This is a genomic window from Alcanivorax sediminis (genome assembly GCF_009601165.1).
GTDB classification, from domain to species: domain Bacteria; phylum Pseudomonadota; class Gammaproteobacteria; order Pseudomonadales; family Alcanivoracaceae; genus Alcanivorax; species Alcanivorax sediminis.
On record NZ_WIRE01000001.1, the window covers coordinates 838,161 to 857,235 of the forward strand.

Genomic DNA, 19,075 nt, shown 5'->3' on the forward strand with positions numbered 1-19,075 from the left:
TTTGTCTTTCGCAACTCGTTACTCGTAACTCGAACCTTTTGCCTCGCCAAGGCTCTGATCGCTTGCAGGCATACCCTGACGAGCACAGAGAACTCCCACAGCGGGATGCTTGCAGAAGCTAGAAGCTGTCTTAATGCCTCAACAACGCACTCAACGAGTCCACCACTTCTGACCAGTCCGCATCCTCGCGCACGGCTTCGACCAGAAACCGGGCTTGGGAAACCGTCCAGAACGGGGCCTGGTGCAGTTGCATACTGGGGCTGAGTTGACCCGAGTGAGTGTGGATGAACTCTTCGATATCGTCGTCGCTGTTATCCAGCCCAAGCTGGGCAAACAGGGTATTGAGGTCGTGGGTCGCGGTATCCATATCGCACTCCCTTCTCATGGCTGGTGAATGAGGCCTTTCCTATAACCTGACCCTGATCCTGCGCTTTTTCAACCGTACTGTCTCCCATCCTTTGGGAGGGTTTGGTGGCGCGCTGGACGCTTGAGGCGCCAAAAGCAACAACGCCCGCTGAAAGCGGGCGCGTGTTGCGTGATGCATGCTGCGTGTTGCGGCTTTTAAGCAATATCCATGATGCCGTCCATTTCCACACCGGCACCCTTGGGCAGGGATGCCACACCAATGGCCGCACGGGCCGGATAGGGCTGGGTGAAGTGACGCGCCATAACTTCGTTCACCAGCGCAAAGTGGCTGAGGTCGGTGAGGAAGATGTTCAGCTTGACGATGTCCTGCAGGGAGCCGCCAGCGGCTTCGCATACCGCGGTCAGGTTGCTGAATACCTGCTCGATCTGCGCTTCCATGTCTCCGTCCACCATCTCCATGGTGGCCGGCACCAGCGGAATCTGGCCAGACAGATAAACGGTAGAGCCTGCCTTGATTGCCTGGGAGTAAGTGCCAATGGCCTGCGGGGCCTTGTCGGTGCTGATTACAGAATGGTTGGACATGATGCGATCTTCATTGGTTGTGCCCCCGGCAACAGCCAGCAGGCGAAACAGGGAATCGGCTATGCTGGCACGCCACCCGTTCACACGCAACACCGGTAGGATATCCCGCCGTAGGAGCCTGCCTGCAGGCGATTTGCTGTCGCAGATGAATGACATCGCTTGCAGGCAAGCTCCTACGGCGATTGGAGATACTGGCGAATTGGGTGGCTTTCTCCCCAGCGTTAGCCTTTCTTGATGCATGGAATGAACCTCAGAAACGGCCGCGTCAGTGAGGTGGGCAGGATATACATGATTACCTCTGTTACTCATAACCGGCTGCCCCATTTTGCGACTACGCAGGCGGCCAGAACTCTCATTGGCGAGTTGATTCAGGCGCAAGCGTCAGGTCTAGCCGACACGCTGGCGTATGTGGTGATGCCTGACCATTTTCACTGGTTGATGCAGTTGGGCTCTAAAGAGTCGCTGTCTGCTGTCGTACAACGGATCAAATCACGCTCCACGAGATCGCTTCGGGCAGCCGGTCATAGCGCTGGTTGGCAGAGGGGGTTTCATGATCATGCAGTGAGGGAAGAGGAAGACCTGGTCCAGCTTGCGCGTTACATCGTGGCCAATCCACTTCGCGCAGGCTTGGCAAAAAGTGTCAGAGATTACCCGCACTGGGACGCAATCTGGCTGCCATAATATTGCCGTAGGAGCCTGCCTGCAGGCGATCTCTTGCCTCGACAAGTAAAAGATCGCCTGCAGGCAGGCTCCTACGGTGGCAGGATCGTTTTGGCGTGACGCAGCTGCGTCAGGCGTCCAGCGTCTTTAAAGCCGGTGTATCCGCACGATGCTGTCCAGGGTGCGCAGTTTCTTGATGATGCGCGCCAGGTGGATCCGATCTTTCACAGTCATGGTGACGTTGAGGATGGTGAGGGTCGGGTCCTTCTCGGCCATGTCGATGGTGTCGATGTTGGAGCCCAGCTCGGACACGCTGTTGGCCAGGGTGGCGAGCACGCCGCGCTTGTTGATCAGTTCAATACGCAGGGCCGCGGTGTACTCCTGCTCCACGTCCTTGTCCCAGCTGAGCGCGATGCATTTTTCCGGCGCGTTGCGCATTTCTGCCAGCAGGTTTTTGCAGGAATCGCGGTGCACGACGATGCCACGGCCGGCGCTGAGGTGGCCGATGATGGTGTCGCCGGGCAGGGCGTAACAGCACTTGGCGTAGCTCACCATCAGCCCTTCACTACCGCGGATGGCGAGCGGTTTGCGATCATCTTCGTGGCGCTCGTCATCATCTCGCGCGCCAGCCAGTTTCCTGGCTACCAGCGGGGCAAGACGGTTGCCGATGCCAATATCTTCCAGCAGGTCATCCAGCTCGAAATAGCCGTTGCCGGCCAGCTCACTGACCACCCGCTCAATGGGCAGGTCGTCCAGGCCCATATCGTAGCTGTGCAGGGCTTTTTCCAGCAGGCGCTGGCCCAGCTCCACCGCATCTTCGCGCTGCTGGTGCTTGAGGAAGTGGCGAATGTTGGTGCGTGCCTTGCCGGTGACGACAAAGTTGAGCCAGGCAGGATTGGGGGTGGCGTTGGGGGCAGTAATGATCTTCACCGTCTGCCCGGATTCCAGCGGGGTGGACAGGGCCGAAAGCTTGCCATCAATGCGTGCTGCCACGCACTTGTTGCCCACATTTGTGTGCACCGCGTAGGCGAAGTCCACTGCCGTGGCGCCGCCAGGCAGTTCCTTGATATCGCCTTTGGGGGTGAAGATATAGGCCTCGTCCGGAAACAGGTCCACCTTCACATTCTCGATAAACTCCATGGAGTTACCGGTCTTCTGCTGCAATTCCAGCAGGCGCTGCATCCAGCTCTGGGTGCGGCTGTGGGTCGGCGTGCCGGGCTCGTCGTCAGACTTGTACAGCCAGTGGGCGGCAATGCCATTGTTGGCCATGGCCTCCATTTCCTCGGTACGGATCTGCATTTCCAGAGGAATGCCGGAGCGTGCCTTGAGGGTAGTGTGCAGGCTCTGATAACCGTTGGCCTTGGGAATGGCGATGTAATCCTTGAAGCGGCCGGGAATCGGAGTGAAGTAATTGTGCACGGCACCGAGCACCCGGTAGCAGGTGTCCACCCGGTCAACGATGATGCGGAAGCCGAATACATCCATGATGTCGGCGAACGGTTTGTGCTGTTCCTTCATCTTGGAATAGATGCTGAACAGGTGTTTCTCGCGCCCCAGTACCCGCGCCTCGATACCTTCTTCTTCCAGGCAGTGCTCCAGGCTGGATTTGATGGTGGTGAGAATTTCCTTGCGGTTGCCACGGGCCTTCTTCACCGCCTGACCGATCAGCTTGGCACGCATGGGATAGATGGCGTGGAAGGCCAGGTCTTCGTATTCCACCCGCATGTTGTACATGCCCAGGCGGAAGGCGATGGGGGCGTACAGCTCCAGGGTCTCGGTGGCGATGCGGCGGCGCTTTTCGGCGCGCATCACATGCAGGGTGCGCATGTTGTGCAGGCGGTCGGCCAGCTTGATAAGAATGACGCGGATGTCCCGGGTCATGGCCAGCATCATCTTGCGCAGGTTTTCGGCCTGCTGCTCTGCCTTCGATTCGAATTTGATCTGGGCGATCTTGGAAACACCATCCACCAGTTCGGCGACTTCCTCGCTGAACTCTTCCGCCAGCTGTTCCTTGCTGACGCCAGTGTCTTCAATCACGTCATGGAGCATGGCCGCCATCAACGAGGCGTGATCCATGTGCATGTCGGTCAGAATATTGGCGACGGCCAGCGGGTGCGTGATGTAAGGATCCCCGGTACGGCGATACTGGCCCTCATGTGCCTTCTCGGCAAAATGATAAGCGCGTACGACCTGGCCGATTTGTTCATCGTCCAGATAACTGCGTAGCCGTTTTTCCAGGTTATGAATGGTGGGCAAAAGTCCTCGTCACGCCCTTGGCGAGTTAGCTAGTGAAATTCACTCTTAGCTTAGATTTGAGGAGGGGTTTTGTCTATGACAAGGAGATAGGTTGTACCAATTGGCAAACCGGGGAAACGCTATGGCGGAAGCGGACGAAGATACCAGGGCGGTATCTTCGTCGAACCGGGGTGTTACTCGCCGAAAGACTGGGTCAGCAGGGCCAGCTCGTCCACGTCGGCGTTGCGGTCAGCCAGCGGGCTGTCCACGGAATCCGCAGTCACGTGACCTTCGGCAATTTCGCGCAGGGCAACCACGGTGGGCTTGTCGTTTTCCCAGGCTACACGCGGCTCCTTGCCACCAGTCTGCAGTTGACGGGCGCGTTTGCCAGCCACCAGTACCAGCTCGAAGCGGTTATCCAGTTGTTCCAGGCAATCTTCAACGGTTACACGTGCCATGTTGTTCTCCTACAGGCGGGTGCCGCCAGGGGGCAACACCAACAAAAATTCGCAAGGCGGGGATTTTAATGGTGAAAGCTTGATCAGTCCAGTGCCGCTGGGGCCTCGGGGCTGGCCATGCTCCCGCAGGGAGGGCTTAGCGCCCGGCCAGCAAGTTCTCCAGAATCGGCTCCAGCCGCACGCTTTGGCGCACAATATGGAGCCGGCGGGCTTCCACGATGGCCTCCAGCTCGAACAGGGCGCGGCTGAAGTCATCGTTGACGACCAGGAAATCGAACTCGGCGTAGTGGCTCATCTCTTCCTGGGCACCATTGAGGCGGCGCTGGATAACCTCTTCATCATCGGTATCACGGCCGCGCAGTCGCTCGGCCAGCTCTTCCAGTGACGGTGGCAGGATAAAGATGCTCACGGCTTCCGGCATCTGCTTGCGGATCTGGCTGGCACCCTGCCAGTCGATCTCCAGAACCACGTCCTCGCCTCCATGCAGAGTCTGTTTTACCCAGTCAGAACTGGTGCCATAGAGGTTGCCGAACACCTCTGCGTGCTCCAGAAAACGCCCTTGCTCCACCAGACGGACAAATTCGTCGCGATCAGTGAAGTGGTAGTTCACCCCGTGCTCTTCGCCGGGGCGAATGGGGCGGGTGGTGTGGGATACGGATGGACGCAACTGGGCCAGCTTGTCGACCAGCGCAGCCACCAGGCTGGTTTTGCCGGCGCCGGACGGGGCGGAAACAATATAGAGCGTGCCTTTGTCGGCCATAACGAGCTGATCCTGTGATCCCGGTTAAAAGGCGCATTATAGGGACAAATGCAACTGCACGTCATATGCATGGAGACTGGCGGACCATTGGTCGGGATGGGGCAGCACTGGGGCTGGGAATTGATGCGGGTCAATATTGCCGGCAGAGAGGAGGTAGACACTCAGAGGGTCGGATATCGACAACGACTCAGTGATCGACAAGGACAAGGAGTGTTGCAATGAAAACGATCAAGACCGTGATGGGAGCGGCCCTGCTGGGCCTGACGGTGTCTGCGCTGGCGGCCCCGGCTGAGATGGGCAAAGGCAATGACAGTATGGCGCCCTGTGGTAACGGCATGATGGGTATGGGCGCCGGGCGGATGATGGGCCACTGTGAGGGCCCGGTCACCATGCCCATGCTGCGCCAGCATATGGGCATGATGCGGGAGCAGATGCAGGGTATGCCCATGGCGGGAGACCCGGAAGCCCGTCGTGAGTACATGGAGGGCATGATCAAACAGATGCAGCAGCATATGGATATGATGCAGAAATACCTGGACGAGACTGAAAGCCAGACCGACAAGCCCGCCAAGGAATAATTCGAGCTCGACACGTGTGTTGTTGCGGGCGGAGTGTTCCGCCCCTGCACACCCTTTCAGTCCGTTGTGGTCGGTCGGGCAGGGGTTCTGTGCGTGATCCCCTTTGCGGAAAAACTTTCGTGTCCTGTGATGCGGAATCTCGATGAAAGTAAACGGGCAAAGGCGCACTATGTCGGCAATGTCTTGTCAGTGAGTGTTTAGCCGGTATGAGCGAGAGCCCGATTACGACCAGCGTGATTTTTGACCGCGATGGTGTCCAGCACGGTTTTCTCAAACTGCCCCATTCCCATGATGGTTCCGCCTGGGGGCATGTGATGACGCCCATCACTGTGGTGCGCAATGGTGAGGGCCCCACGGCGCTGCTCACTGGTGGTAATCACGGCGATGAATACGAGGGCATCACTGCGCTGCTGAAACTGGCGAACCGTTTACAGCCGGAGCAGATCACCGGGCGGGTGATTATCGTGCCCATGCTCAATCATCCGGCCGTGTTGAATGGCACGCGTACGTCGCCGCTGGATGGCGGCAACCTGAACCGTTGCTTCCCTGGCAACCCGGCGGGCACCCTCACGGAAAAACTGGCGGATTATCTCACCCGTTATCTGGTGCCCATCAGTGATGTGGTGCTGGATATTCATTCCGGCGGCAAGACCCTGGACCTGCTGCCGTTTGCCGCCACCCATCGCATGGCCGACAAGGGCTTCGAAGCCCGTTGCCTCGCCGGAGCCGCCGCCTTTGGCGCGCCCTACACCCTGTTCATGGCCGAACTGGAGGGCGATGTGCTGTTCGACAGCGCGGTGGAAGGGCAGGGCAAGGTGTTCATCAGCACCGAACTGCGCGGCGGCGGCACCACCACACCGGAGACCGTCGCCATTGCCGAGCGGGGCATCGACAATGTGCTCCGCCATGCCGGCGTGCTGGCCGGTGAGGTGGAAACCCTGCCGTCGCAGGCATTGGAAATTCCCGATGGCGACGCCTACCGGGTCAGTGAGCATGCGGGGATTCTGGAATTTACGGTGGCGCTGGGGGATTGGATAAAAGAAGGCGATGTCATCGCACGCATCCATGACATGCATCGCACCGGCGAACCCCCCAAAGAATGTCGCGCCCCCTATGACGCTATGCTGATCGGTCGCCGCCACCCGGCGCTGGTCAATGTGGGCGACACCTTTGCGGTGCTGGCGGTACCGCGTTAACCGGCAAAGATCTGGACCTTGATGGGGCGCTGCCTTTTGTAGGAGCCAGCCTGCTGGCGATCCGAGCCTGAGCGAGGTAATGATTCCAAAAGCGAGTCACGAGTAACGAGTTGCGAAAGGCAAAACTTTCCGGATCGCGCGGTCTAAAGATTTTCGAAACTCGCTCCTCGCAACTCGTAACTGCTTCTCTCTTTACGCCTCAATCTCGATCAACACCTCGCCCGGCGTCACCCGATCCCCTTTCTCCACATACACCGCCTTCACGGTGCCGGCGATGTTGGCCTGGATCTCGTTTTCCATTTTCATGGCTTCGGTCACCATCACACCCTGGCCGGCTTTCACCGCATCGCCTTCCTTCACCAGCACTTCCACCACGTTGCCTGGCATGGCGGTGGTCACGTGGCCTGGATCGGTGGCGCGACGGCGCTTGCTGCCACCGCCGTCAGCGGCGTAAGCGTTGAGCGGTTCGAAGATGGTCTCTTCCGGCATGCCGTCCAGCGACAGGTACAGCTTGCGCTTGCCGCTGCCGGCGTCACCCACACCGGTGATGGCCACTTCATAGGTTTCGCCGTGCACATCAATGATGAACTCGGTGGGTGTGCCTTCTGCTCCCTTCTGTTTGCCGGGTACCGGCTCGGGCAACAGGGCCTCCGGTTTCAGGGTGCCGTCGGCACGCTGCTGCAGAAACTCGCGGCCCAGCTCCGGGAACATGGCAAAGGTGAGTACGTCTTCTTCGTTTTGCGCCAGTTCGCCGATGTCCTTGCGCAGCTTGTTCAGCTCCGCCGACAGCAGATCCGCCGGGCGACCTTCCATGGGGCTCTCATTACCGATGGCCTTTTTCTGAACTTCCGGATTCACCGGCGCCGGCGCCTGACCGTAGCCACCCTGGAAGTAACGCTTCACTTCATTGGTGATGGTCTTGTAACGCTCACCGGAGAGCACGTTATACACCGCCTGGGTGCCCACGATCTGCGAAGACGGCGTCACCAGCGGCGGGTAACCCAGGTCGGCACGCACGCGGGGAATTTCCTCGAATACTTCGCGGATGCGATCCAGTGCGTTCTGTTCTTTAAGCTGGTTGGCCAGGTTAGACATCATGCCGCCCGGTACCTGGTTGATCTGCACGGACACGTCTTCGCGAGTAAATTCGCTTTCGAACTGGTGGTACTTCTTGCGCACTTCGCGGAAGTAATCGGCAATCTCGCTGAGCAACGTCAGGTCCAGACCGGTGTCATGCTCGGTACCCGCCAGTGCCGCCACCATGGCTTCCGTGGCCGGGTGGCTGGTGCCACTCGCGAACGCGGAGATGGCGGTGTCGATCCGATCCACACCGGCTTCGATGGCCTTCATCTGACACAGCGGCGCGAGACCGGCGGTGGAGTGACTGTGCAGTACCAGCGGCAGATCCACGGCTTCCTTGAGTGCCTTGACCAGATCATAGGTGGCGTAGGGCGTCAGCAGGCCGGCCATGTCCTTGATGGCAATGGAGTGGGCGCCCATGTCACGCAGCTGCCTGGCCATGGTCACGAACAGCTCCGGGGTGTGCACCGGGCTGGTCGTATAGCACAGAGTGCCCTGGGCATGCTTGCCGGATTGGTTCACGGCTTTCATGGCGGTTTCCAGGTTGCGCACATCGTTCAGGGCGTCGAACACCCGGAACACGTCCATGCCGTTGTCGGCGGACTTCTGTACGAACGCTTCCACCACATCATCGGCGTAATGGCGATAGCCCAGCAGGTTCTGGCCGCGCAGCAGCATCTGCAGGCGGGTGTTGGGCAGCGCCTCGCGCAGCTTGCGCAGACGCTCCCATGGGTCTTCCTTGAGGAAGCGCACGCAGGCATCAAAGGTGGCGCCGCCCCAGGCTTCCAGTGACCAGTAGCCGACCTGGTCCAGCTTCTCGCAGATCGGCAGCATGTCTTCGGTGCGCATGCGGGTGGCGATCAGCGACTGGTGGGCGTCGCGCAGGATTACATCGGTAATTTCGACTTTCTTGGCGTTAGGGTTACTCATGATCAATTCCTGTTTTCGGCAACGGATTACCAGCCGGCGTGGGCGGCAAGGGCGGTAGCAATGGCCAGCGCCATTTCCGTGGGATGTTTCTTTTCCGAGTACTGCAGCAGTTCCGGATGCTCGGGCACAAAGCTGGTGTTGAAATCCGCGGCGCGGAAATCCGGGTGCTGGAGAATCTGCTTGTAGTAGCTGGCGGTGGTGCGGATGCCATGCAGGCGCATGTCATCGAGGGCACGCTCACCGCGGGCAATGGCGTCGTCCCACTGCAGCGCCCACACCACCAGCTTCAGGCACATGGAATCGTAATAGGGCGGAATCTCGTAACCGGTATAGATGGCGGTATCCACTCGCACGCCCGGGCCGCCCGGCGCGTAGTAATGGCTCACCCGGCCAAAGCTGGGCAGGAAGTCGTTCTTCGGGTCTTCTGCATTGATGCGAAACTGTAAGGCATAGCCGCGAAAGCTGATGTCCTGCTGGCGGTAACTCAGCGGCAAGCCAGCAGCCACGCGCAGCTGCTCGCGGACAATATCCACCCCGGTGATCTGCTCGGTGATGGTGTGTTCCACCTGCACCCGGGTGTTCATTTCCATGAAGTAAACTTCGTTGCCGGTGAGCAGGAATTCCACCGTGCCGGCATTTTCGTAGCCCACCGCCTCGGCGGCGGTCACGGCCAGGCCACCAATATAGTTGCGCTGCTCGGGAGTGAGCTGCGGACTGGGAGCAATCTCGATGAGTTTCTGATTGCGGCGCTGGATGGAGCAGTCGCGCTCGTACAGATGAATCACATTGCCCTGGCTGTCGGCGAGAATCTGCACCTCGATATGGCGCGGATTGACGATGCACTTTTCCAGGAATACTTCCGCACTGCCGAAGGCCTTGGTGGCCTCGCTGATCACCCGCGGGTACTGGGTGCGCAACTCGTCGGCACTGTCGCAACGACGGATGCCGCGCCCGCCCCCACCGGAGGTGGCCTTCAGCATCACCGGATAGCCGATCTCGCCAGCCAGTGCCAGGGCATCGTCCAGATCCTTAAGGTTGCCTTCCGAGCCTGGCGTCACCGGCACCCCGGCGGCGCGCATGCTGTCGCGGGCCTGGGTCTTGTCGCCCATCTTGTGGATCACTTCGGATTTCGGGCCGATAAAGCGCACCCCCTGTTCTTCGCACAGGCGGGCAAAATCGGCGTTCTCCGACAGGAACCCGTAGCCCGGGTGGATCGCATCGCAGCCCACCTGCTTGGCCAGGCTGACAATCTTCTGCGGGTCCAGATACCCGGCAATGGGGTCATCGCCCAGGGAGTAGGCCTCGTCCGCGCGCTTCACGTGCAGGCCGTAGCGGTCGGGCTCGGTGTAGATCGCCACCGAGCGGATACCCATCTCGGCACAGGCACGAATGATCCGCACCGCGATCTCGCCCCGGTTGGCAATCAGGACTTTCTTCAGCATGAAAAGCTCCTCCATCGAGGGTGTGGAGGCTATGCCGGTCAAACCATAAGTGGAAATCAGAATCTGGTTAGGTGAATATAAGGTATTGCTTATAGTTTGGCGTTGAAGTCAGGTTTTATAAGGGCTGCAGCGGATCGCGCCCTGATCGCCAGATCCTCCGGCTGAAACAAATACAGCGGCTTTGTGGGAAATTCGGCTTGCAGGATGAAGGTCCTGGCACCGTGTCCGCAAGGCCGTCACCACCAGAGGCCCCATGCCCCAGACCTTCAACCAGCTCGCCAGCCGCCTCACCTTTCGCCAGTTACAGGTGTTCCTGACGGTGCATGAGTGCCGCAGCTACAGCCGCGCCGGCGAACAGTTGGGCCTCACTCAGCCCGCCGTCAGCAGCCAGATCCGCCAACTGGAAGCGGCGCTGGACATGCCGGTGTTCGAGTACGTGGGCCGCAAGCTCTACACCACCGCCGCCGGCGAGCGGCTGGCCGAGACGGCCGCGGGCATCTTCGAATCCCTGAAAAACCTGCAAACCGATCTCGCCGCTCAGCAGGGCCGGGTGGCCGGGGAATTGAAACTGGTGGCGGTGAACACCGCCCAGTATGTGGTGCCGTATTTGCTGACAGGGTTTGTGGCGGCGCATCCGGATGTGACCGTGAACCTGCGCGTGGTGAACCGCGCCGAAGCCCTGCGCCGGCTGGATGACAACGAAGATCACCTGATGATCATGGGGATCGTTCCGGAAGACAAACCGCTCAATGTACTGCCGTTTCTCGACAACGAACTGATCGCGGTGGCGACGCCGGAGCATGCGTTGGCCAAGGCCGACAGCATTACGCCGGAACGCTTTCTCAAGGAAAAATTGTTATTGCGGGAGTCAGGCTCCGGCAGCCGCCTGGCACTGGAACTGTTCTGCCAGGAGCGCCGCCTGGGTGTTACCCCCTTCATGGAACTGGGTGCCAACGACGCCATTAAGCACGCGGCCATGGCCGGCCTGGGTGTGGCCGTGCTGCCACGCCTGAGCCTGCGCGCCGAACTGCAACTGGGGCAGCTGACAGTACTACCCGTTAAAGGCTTTCCCCTGCGCCGCTCTTGGTGCGTGGTCTACCCCAAAAGCAAATACCCCACCCCCGCCATGTCCGCCTTCGTGGACTATGTGAGACAGAACCTCAAACAAATCGCCGCCAGCTTCCGCGAGCAAACAAGGCCGTAGGAGCGGCGCTCGAGCCGCGAACCGGGTTTTCCGTAGGAGCCATGCTCGCATGGCGATCCGCCGACGGCGGGGGCTAACCTTGGGAGCGGTGGTTCCACCGCGATAAAAGCGCCGCGTCGCAGCTATCGCGGTCGGACCACCGCTCCCACAAAAGATAAATTCGCCGTAGGAGCCTGCCTGCAGGCGATCTTTAATCTTCGAAACTCGAAACTCGAAACTCGCAATTCATTTGTCGCCTGTAGGTATACCCTCAACGGCACAGAGAGCTTCCCACCGAAAAGATCGCCTGCAGGCAGGCTCCTACGGGCTGGGCGTTCCTACCGATGCAAATCCTTCCAGCGCTTCTCCTCCGCCTTCCGCAGTCCCCGCTCTTTATCCAGAATCCCTTTCCAGTGCGCCACCAAGCCGTCCTCACCCACCGAAGGCAACGCCTCATATAACCGAATCAGCTCCTGCTTCAGCGCAGTAATCTCCGCCGAATCATTACCCGTTACAGTGGTGTTATTATCTGGGTGATACATGGTCCCGAATGCCACAAAATTCGCCCGTGCCTCGGTCAGCGAATACGCCCCGTTCGGCCCACCCCCCCAGCCCTGGGTGTCGGCATCATCCTCACCATCATCTTCCCAGATGCACAGGCAACAGATCTCATAGTGGTCTCGCCGCTCCAGCGTGGGATACCCGCAACAAGGACAAGGCACCCGCTCCAGCATCTTGTGCTTCTTCAACCGAACACCACTACACAGCGCCGGCCCAAACAAAGCCCGCCGCTGTTCCAGCAGCACCTGATTCTCGTCAGTCCAGGGAGGAGTTCGCATACCCACCAACACACCCAATCAAGGAGAAGCCACCATTAAACATCAACCCTTCCCCTTGTAGGAGCTCATGCTTGCATGGCGATCACCACCAAAGCCCTCGGCCTGCTGTCGGTGTGCCATTTACTCGCTGCGCTCACCTCTTCGGGGCCGTCTTTGACGTTCCTGGGCTTCGCCTGGAGAGCTTCTAAGCCCTCAAAATGAAATAAGCTCTGCCACTATTTCAACTTGGTCCCCAACCTGAAACAAGCACAGGCACCCAGTCAGCCCATGAATACCCAACCCAAGACGTATAGTATGGATCAGATAACCCGAAAGGATTCGGGCCCGTCCCCACAGAGCAAGGATGCCAGGAGACCCCATGAACACAGAAAAGCAGATCGAAATCTATCAAACTGCCGATGGCGAGACACAAATCGAGGTGAGGCTGGAGGATGAAACCCTCTGGCTAAACCAGAGACAGATGGCGGAGCTCTTTGACAAAGATGTGAGAACGGTCAATGAGCATATAAAGAACATCTTTTCTGACAAAGAGTTAGATGAGGATTCAACTATCCGGAAATTCCGGATAGTTCGCCAAGAGGGTTCTCGGCAGGTTGGGCGGGAAGTTGAGCACTACAGCCTGGATATGGCGATTTCGGTGGGCTACCGGGTGAACTCCAAAAAGGGCACCCAATTCCGCATCTGGGCTACCCAGCGCCTGAAAGAGCATCTCGTCCAGGGCTACACCCTTAATCGCCACCGCTTCGAGCGCAACGCCGTCGAACTCCAGCAAGCCCTCGCCCTGGTCCAGAAAGCCGCCCAAAGCCCCGAACTCTCTGGTAAGGCCGGCCGAGGCTTGGTAGACATCGTCTCCCGCTACACTCAAACCTTCCTCTGGCTACAACGCTACGATGAAGGTTTGCTGGACGAACCCGAAGGCGAGAAGGGTGGCAAGCTACCCAGCGAAGCCGAAGCAATGAGCGCACTGGCAGAACTCAAATCCCAGCTAATGGCTCGAGGCGAGGCCACAGACCTGTTCGCCCGTGTAAGAGAAGCCGGCTTGGCCGGCATCTTCGGTAACCTGGACCAGTCCGTCTTCGGAGAACCTGCTTACCCATCCATAGAAAGCAAAGCGGCACATCTTCTGTATTTCGTGGTCAAGAACCACCCGTTCTCCGACGGCAACAAACGCAGTGGTGCCTTCCTGTTCGTGGACTTCCTGTACCGCAACGGCCGCCTGCTCGATGCCAGCGGTAACCCCATCATCAACGACACCGGCCTGGCAGCCCTCACCCTGCTGGTAGCCGAATCGGACCCGAAACAGAAAGAGGTCCTGATCCGGCTGATCATGAATATGCTGAGCTGCAGCGCCAAGTAATCGTGGCTCTGGTAGATATAGCTACGGCAAGCTGTAACTCACCGTACAGCCGTGCAGCTTGAGTGTGTTGCCATCGACGGCCGGTGCCACATCGTCGGCGTAGTTGGCGGTCACCATCAAGGTATAGGCATATTGCGTGTTATCGATCACCAGCTCAGGAGCATCAGGATCAAACGGCGTCGCCGTGAGGGTTTGCAGGCCCACATTACTTGAGGAAGTGCTGGTGGAAAGAATGCTGTTGGTGGTTGCGGTCGTCAGATCCAGCTGGCGCAGTGTAACGGGATAGAAATTACTGTCCGCCGTGGTGCCATACAGCGCATCATCCACAAGGCATGAGAGTTCGGTCACGGTGGCCCCTTGGGGTAAATGCACGGGGGTGGTCAAGCTACAGCTGGCGGACTTCGCCCAGAAAAGGTCAAAGTAAACGTAATTCAAAATCCGCAGTTCCTGGCATGCCGACGAACTACTGTTGCTGCTGGTCCATTCAGAAAACGCGAATGCCGAAAATGACACCGCACCATCAACCACCTTCGCTTCCAGATCGGTAATCCGCTGATGGTTATCATCCACCGCCGATTTCACCGAATCGAAATTGCCATTCACTTCTTCCGCCAGGGCCGGCGTGTTCGGCACAAAGGTAGTGAGCCCGGTCACGTCCGACGCCATCAGCGGCGTGGAAAGTGAGCCCACCAGCAGCACCAGCCCACCGTTAAACCATCGTGTAATCCTTGTGGTATTCATTGCCATTCCACCTCATTCCAGTTGCTGCTATTCCATTCCGTTTTCGTGCTGCTGTCCGGTGCGTTCAATGACGCAGGCGGCGGTGGATTCGAACTGGACGAACCGCCGCAGCCACTAAGCAAAAATAGACAGGTGCACAGCACGCCGACCAAACCGGCGCGTTTGTGTTGAGATGGTTTCATGATGCCCCCGTGGGTTTCCTTGGCGTGCGTTATTGCCTTTTCTCACCGTAAAGGGGTGAGTGAAGGCTCGCCAACGAGGGGGTCACAGTTTCAACAGGAAGGAGACAGTGTGCAGGGTAGAAGGTAGAGGGAAGAGGAAGAAGGTAGAGGGCAGAGAAGAGGCTCAAACGGTGAGCAGCAACGCCCGCTCCCACATCCAGAAAATCGCCAGCGAACCGATGGCATACACCGCGACCGTTTGCAGATGCTGTGCCTGGCGTTGCATCAGCATATGGATCAGCAACACCGCGGCCACGGCCAGCAGCTGGGCCAGCTCCAGGCCCAGGTTGAAGCCCAGCAGCGTCACGATCAGATCGGCCCCTTGCAGCCCCTGGGCATTGAGCACATTGGCAAAACCAAGACCGTGCAATAACCCAAACAGGAGCGGCGCCGCCATCACCACTGCCGTGCCGGTACGCCGCGCAGCCGGACGGCTCAACTGTACCGCCATAAACAACAGGCTGGCCGCGATGGCCAGTTCTGCCATTGTAACGGGTACTGTCAGCAGCCCAGTGGTGGCCAGCGCCAGAGTCAGGCTGTGTCCCAGGGTAAAGCTGGTGATGGCGATCAGCAGCGGTTTGCCCCGGCGCAGCCACAGGGTCAGGCCGATAATAAACAGCAGGTGATCCCAGCCGGCCAACAGATGAACCACGCCAGACAGCGTGGCGCCCGCTAGTACGTCAACATTCTGGGGGGAGTGGCGCAATGCAAGCGAGGGCGACTGGGCGGTGAGCAAGCGGCTGTGCGACAGCCCATCGCGGTTATAAAGCTGAGCCACGGCCTGATAATCTCCCAGTCCATCAAGGCGGATTTCAGTGGGGACGGAGGTGCAACGCAGCCGCCACACTGACCAGTGAGCACGTTCCTCTCGCCACCTTCGCCCCGGCGTCACCTGGCATGCCTCAGGAAAGATGGGCACCGGTGTTTGCGCCTGTGGCACACCGGATTTCAGGCTGACTTGAAACGTGTCTGGGGCAGTCTGTTCCGCCTTGAGCAGCATCGGCACCAGGCCGTGGGCGGTCGCCGTGCTGGTCAGTGCGCAAAGCAGAAATATCGCCAACAGGCTGCGCCGCATGGGTTAGTCCTCCCAGCTCACACGGTACTGTTGGCGCAACGCGGCCAGACCCCGTTGCAGGGCAGCGTGCTCCTGCGCCGCGTGCCAGGCCAGATAGGCCTTGTCCCGGTCCACCGGTATCTGCTGGGTTTGCCGTTGTTCGATCCAGACCAGATGCTCGCCAAACACACTGCTCACCGGCCCGGCCCATTGCCGAGTGGGCAATGCCTCCAGCTGCTTCACGAAACCGGGCCCGAAGGCCTTGGCCAGTGATCGGTCCGTGGCGTGCGTAAAAATATTGCCGGCCAGAAACGGCTCGGAATGGCGCGCTGCCGCCTCGGGCGCAATGTCGGACAGTGCCCGTAATTGTGATTCGGCCGAGGGCCCTGTACGCAGCACATGGGAAAGGTGCCAGCGGCGCGCGGTGGTCTCGGCGGAGGCGGCATAGCGAGCCAGTTGCTCATCGCTGGGGACGACCTCTGCCTCGCTGCGCAGCGTGGCCTGCATGCGTAGCAGCAGTCGTTTTCTTACCACTGGATCCAGCAAGGGCATGCCTAGTGCCTTGGCGGTGGCCAGCAGGTCGGCGTCGTCATCGTGACCATGTTCGGTGAACGCCAGATTGTCGCGCAGCCGCCGCCGCACGATGGGATCGGTACGGTCCCAGCCCCGCGCCAGAGCTTCTTCAATCAGGATGCGTTCGTCCACCGTGGCCTGCAGCGAGGCCGCAAACTCTTCCGGCGTCAGCGGTCGGCCCAGCTGTTGGCGCCACTCGGTTTTCAGCGTGTCGATGTCGGCAGCGCTAAAGTGAATCTCCCTTCGCACGGGCGCGGTATCTTCCGCGATCCCGCCGTAGACAAAAAACGCCAGGCTGCCAATCAGCACGCAGTGCAGCAGAGGCTGTCGCAACACGTTTCTTGTGATCACTGTTTGTACCAGATCGGTGATGCCCAGGCGCGCTCCTGAAGTCGAGTCGGCGTGTTGCCGTTTTCAATTTCGCAGCAGGCCGCCCACTCTTCCTGGGGATCGCTGCAATCCAGATCGGCAGGGGCATTCAGGCACTGCCGGGTGAGCCAGCGGCAAGTAGGCGCTTCCACCACGCGGGCATAATAGAAGGCACTCTGGTCTGCCTGAAAATCCGGGTCGTCCCACACCGCGCACATCTGCCGCGGGCCGTCCCCGGATACCTGGCAGGTGTCATCATCCAGCGACCAGTCACTGTTGCCGGTGGCAATGTCATACACCTGCTCGCGGGCCTGAGACTGACCGTTGGCATCTTTCTCAATCCAGCCTTTCACGATTTGCACCCGCTCCAGCGGCACACTCACCGAGCGATCATTTTCCCGCGGGAACGTATCGGCGGTGGCCCACACCGCAAAACGTGGCGTGCCCTGACCGGCATGCAGCTCGCCGCCCATGGGTACCCCGGCTGCATAACCGGTTTCCACAAAGGCGCGCCCGCCACGCTGGCACAGATCCTCCGGCAACAGTTCGGTGCTGCCACCAAATACCCGCAGCTGCATGCGTGGGCCGCTGGTGCCGTAGGTTTCCTTGCGTTGCATGGCGGCAAACAACGACTCACGGGTATTCTCTTCCGCCCACACCACGGCCAGGCCACCGGGGTTATTGAAGTAGTCATCCTTCACCCCTTGCGCCGGAGGCACATCCCGGTGACCGACAAAATTGTCTTCGTCCACCGCACCCGGCAAACCGAAGTGACTGTCGGTGCTGGCAATGAACCCGTACTGGAACGGGTTCGCCCCTTTGCTCTCTTCAATCAGCAGGCCTTCCTTCAAACCGTGGCGCACATAGTTAAGATGTTCCGGTGCGGCGGGAATCGGGTTAACGCCCAGGAAAAATTCAAAAAAGTTAGTGGCGGGCAGCTTTTCGAAATCACAGAGGGGGTCATTCGGGCTGCCGTTCTCTGCCTGCACACACTCGGAATCCCCCTTCACCTGAAAGATTTCAATCAGCGGTTCGGCGCGGCGCTTGTCGGCGATGTCGTAGCCATCCTCATCCGGCCCGGCAAACATGCGCCCGTTACTCAGATTGGAGTTGTGGGGGATGGTCAGGTAATCGCAATCACCGGTGCAGGCCTCATCCAGTTGTTGCCACAAGAGGGAGGGGTCCGGGGCCTCATACACACTCACCGGCGCCTCGGGTACTTCATCGCCCACGAAGATCACATTGCGGTGCATGTTGTCGCTCATGGGCGACATGGTGTACTCGTAACCATTGAATGCGGTGAAACACCCCGGCTGATTAAAACGCTCTGCCTGCAGCTGGATATCCAGCCACGGCCCCCGTGCTGCCGCCCGGCACTTTTCTCCGGTCACGCCACAGAACAGCGGGCGATGCACTTCGTTGTCGGTGAGTAGCAGTGGCTCTTCAAGGCTGAGGTTGGGAAACTGCACCAACTGACCAAACCCGGCCCAGCCGCCGCCAAACAACAGAAAGCCCAGCTCCCGGTCCTGCCGATAGGTCTGACACTCCGGCGAGGCATACGCCACCGGATCCAGAGCCGGGTCTTCACACAACTGCCGTTCCCCCAGCCACTCGCCATGGTCGGTAATGGCGGCAAAATCCAGTGGCCGGTCAATCTGGTAGGGCGGAATCAGGGAATTGCCCGCCGCATCATAGGGCGGCGCGGCCACCGGCTGCCCCAGCGCAAACTGGTACGCCCCTTCCGGCGTCAGCTGCGCCGCCACCGCATCCAGGGAATACACCGTATGCAGATGCAGTTCACCAAAGTAGGCATTGCGCAGCGGGTTCGGCGGCGTGCGGTCACAGGTCAGCACTTCCGGCGGAGGCGGTGCAGGTGTCTGCGGCTGGTTGGGCGTGGGGCGGGTGTCGGCCGCGGCCGTGGAGGGGGCAGCCCCGTCACTGCTGTCACCGCCACAGGCGGCCAGCAACAAACAACCCAGGAGTGTTGGCAGTACAGCTTTCATGGCAAGTCCCGTCAATCATCAGCACGCCCGGCGTACCGATCAAAAGCATCGCCCACAAACGCGGCGATTCATCCAAACCCGACCACCCGCACACATAGGGTGATCTTGAGCCGCCTTGACAGCTTTCTCGCTCACGCGAAACGTTAGTGGCGGTAACCCCTAAACGTAGGGGATCGGCAGGCTCAGGTCAGATTCGTTGAGTAGGGGCTTTGTCACGCTTTGTGCACTTTGGTGCCAGCTTGGAAACAGCCACGCTGTGATGGCTGGCTGGAGAAGAGAACGAATTTAAGGCTTTAGCCAAGAAAAGCATGCTTACAAATAAGCATGGATCTGGCGTGCCTCTGAAGGTGGGAGAAGTGAAGAGTCATTGATACTGGCGAACTGAAAGTAAAGCGAGATCAACAGGCGCCAGTATTTGCAATGCTATGGCTATATGAAACTCAAGCTT

General features: G+C 59.4%; 17 protein-coding genes. 5 read left to right on the forward strand and 12 right to left on the reverse strand.

The features are described from left to right. Positions 1-130: 130 nt before the first annotated feature. Positions 131-367, reverse strand: coding sequence for a DUF2789 domain-containing protein (locus GFN93_RS03675; protein WP_153499051.1), 237 nt, complete (start codon positions 365-367; stop codon positions 131-133). Between the two features lie 194 nt (positions 368-561). Beyond that, positions 562-948, reverse strand: a complete 387-nt coding sequence (locus GFN93_RS03680) for a RidA family protein (protein WP_153501806.1) — start codon at positions 946-948, stop codon at positions 562-564. Positions 949-1,191: 243 nt separating this feature from the next. Here GFN93_RS03680 and GFN93_RS03685 point away from each other — a divergent pair, with 243 nt between their 5' ends. Beyond that, positions 1,192-1,629 carry an REP-associated tyrosine transposase gene (locus tag GFN93_RS03685; protein ID WP_407921780.1) on the forward strand — a complete coding sequence of 146 codons (438 nt, stop codon included), beginning with the start codon at positions 1,192-1,194 and terminating at the stop codon, positions 1,627-1,629. A gap of 126 nt (positions 1,630-1,755) precedes the next feature. On the opposite strand, the gene spoT is transcribed toward GFN93_RS03685, so the two are convergent. From spoT to gmk, 3 genes are all read right to left on the reverse strand, one after another. After that, complete coding sequence (gene spoT / locus GFN93_RS03690) at positions 1,756-3,864, reverse strand: bifunctional GTP diphosphokinase/guanosine-3',5'-bis pyrophosphate 3'-pyrophosphohydrolase (RefSeq protein ID WP_153499053.1); 2,109 nt, start codon at positions 3,862-3,864, stop codon at positions 1,756-1,758. 173 nt (positions 3,865-4,037) lie between these two features. Further along, positions 4,038-4,301 carry a DNA-directed RNA polymerase subunit omega gene (gene rpoZ, locus GFN93_RS03695; protein ID WP_035232669.1) on the reverse strand — a complete coding sequence of 88 codons (264 nt, stop codon included), beginning with the start codon at positions 4,299-4,301 and terminating at the stop codon, positions 4,038-4,040. A gap of 136 nt (positions 4,302-4,437) precedes the next feature. Then, positions 4,438-5,061: a guanylate kinase gene (gene gmk, locus GFN93_RS03700; protein WP_153499054.1), complete on the reverse strand. Its 624-nt coding sequence runs from the start codon at positions 5,059-5,061 to the stop codon at positions 4,438-4,440. A gap of 218 nt (positions 5,062-5,279) precedes the next feature. Between gmk and GFN93_RS03705 the strand changes: the two genes are divergently transcribed. Both GFN93_RS03705 and doeB read left to right on the forward strand, forming a co-directional pair. After that, positions 5,280-5,639: a hypothetical protein gene (locus tag GFN93_RS03705; protein WP_153499055.1), complete on the forward strand. Its 360-nt coding sequence runs from the start codon at positions 5,280-5,282 to the stop codon at positions 5,637-5,639. 206 nt (positions 5,640-5,845) lie between these two features. After that, positions 5,846-6,835 (forward strand): N(2)-acetyl-L-2,4-diaminobutanoate deacetylase DoeB, encoded by a 990-nt coding sequence (doeB, locus tag GFN93_RS03710; RefSeq protein WP_153499056.1) that lies wholly within the window; start codon positions 5,846-5,848, stop codon positions 6,833-6,835. A 192-nt stretch (positions 6,836-7,027) separates the two neighbouring features. Here the strand turns inward: doeB and oadA are convergent, their stop codons facing one another. Then, on the reverse strand, positions 7,028-8,845 hold the full coding sequence (gene oadA, locus GFN93_RS03715) for a sodium-extruding oxaloacetate decarboxylase subunit alpha (protein WP_153499057.1): 1,818 nt from the start codon (positions 8,843-8,845) through the stop codon (positions 7,028-7,030). Between the two features lie 26 nt (positions 8,846-8,871). Then, positions 8,872-10,287, reverse strand: a complete 1,416-nt coding sequence (locus tag GFN93_RS03720) for an acetyl-CoA carboxylase biotin carboxylase subunit (RefSeq protein WP_153499058.1) — start codon at positions 10,285-10,287, stop codon at positions 8,872-8,874. A 253-nt stretch (positions 10,288-10,540) separates the two neighbouring features. Between GFN93_RS03720 and GFN93_RS03725 the strand changes: the two genes are divergently transcribed. After that, a complete protein-coding gene (locus tag GFN93_RS03725; protein WP_153499059.1) occupies positions 10,541-11,491 on the forward strand; it encodes a LysR family transcriptional regulator in 951 nt (316 codons plus the stop codon). Positions 11,492-11,808: 317 nt separating this feature from the next. Here the strand turns inward: GFN93_RS03725 and GFN93_RS03730 are convergent, their stop codons facing one another. After that, positions 11,809-12,309 (reverse strand): CPCC family cysteine-rich protein, encoded by a 501-nt coding sequence (locus tag GFN93_RS03730; protein ID WP_208993715.1) that lies wholly within the window; start codon positions 12,307-12,309, stop codon positions 11,809-11,811. A 358-nt stretch (positions 12,310-12,667) separates the two neighbouring features. On the opposite strand from GFN93_RS03730, the gene rhuM reads away from it, so the two are divergent. Further along, the gene (gene rhuM / locus GFN93_RS03735; RefSeq protein ID WP_153499060.1) at positions 12,668-13,666 is read left to right on the forward strand and encodes a virulence protein RhuM/Fic/DOC family protein; all 999 of its coding nucleotides are present in this window, start codon (positions 12,668-12,670) and stop codon (positions 13,664-13,666) included. 21 nt (positions 13,667-13,687) lie between these two features. On the opposite strand, the gene GFN93_RS03740 is transcribed toward rhuM, so the two are convergent. The 4 genes from GFN93_RS03740 to GFN93_RS03755 form a co-directional block, all read right to left on the reverse strand. Beyond that, positions 13,688-14,407: a hypothetical protein gene (locus GFN93_RS03740; protein WP_153499061.1), complete on the reverse strand. Its 720-nt coding sequence runs from the start codon at positions 14,405-14,407 to the stop codon at positions 13,688-13,690. A gap of 345 nt (positions 14,408-14,752) precedes the next feature. Next, a complete protein-coding gene (locus GFN93_RS03745) occupies positions 14,753-15,703 on the reverse strand; it encodes a HupE/UreJ family protein (RefSeq protein WP_153499062.1) in 951 nt (316 codons plus the stop codon). A 3-nt stretch (positions 15,704-15,706) separates the two neighbouring features. After that, complete coding sequence (locus tag GFN93_RS03750) at positions 15,707-16,588, reverse strand: peptidylprolyl isomerase (protein ID WP_153499063.1); 882 nt, start codon at positions 16,586-16,588, stop codon at positions 15,707-15,709. A gap of 14 nt (positions 16,589-16,602) precedes the next feature. Beyond that, on the reverse strand, positions 16,603-18,627 hold the full coding sequence (locus tag GFN93_RS03755) for a DUF3604 domain-containing protein (protein WP_153499064.1): 2,025 nt from the start codon (positions 18,625-18,627) through the stop codon (positions 16,603-16,605). Positions 18,628-19,075: the final 448 nt, after the last annotated feature.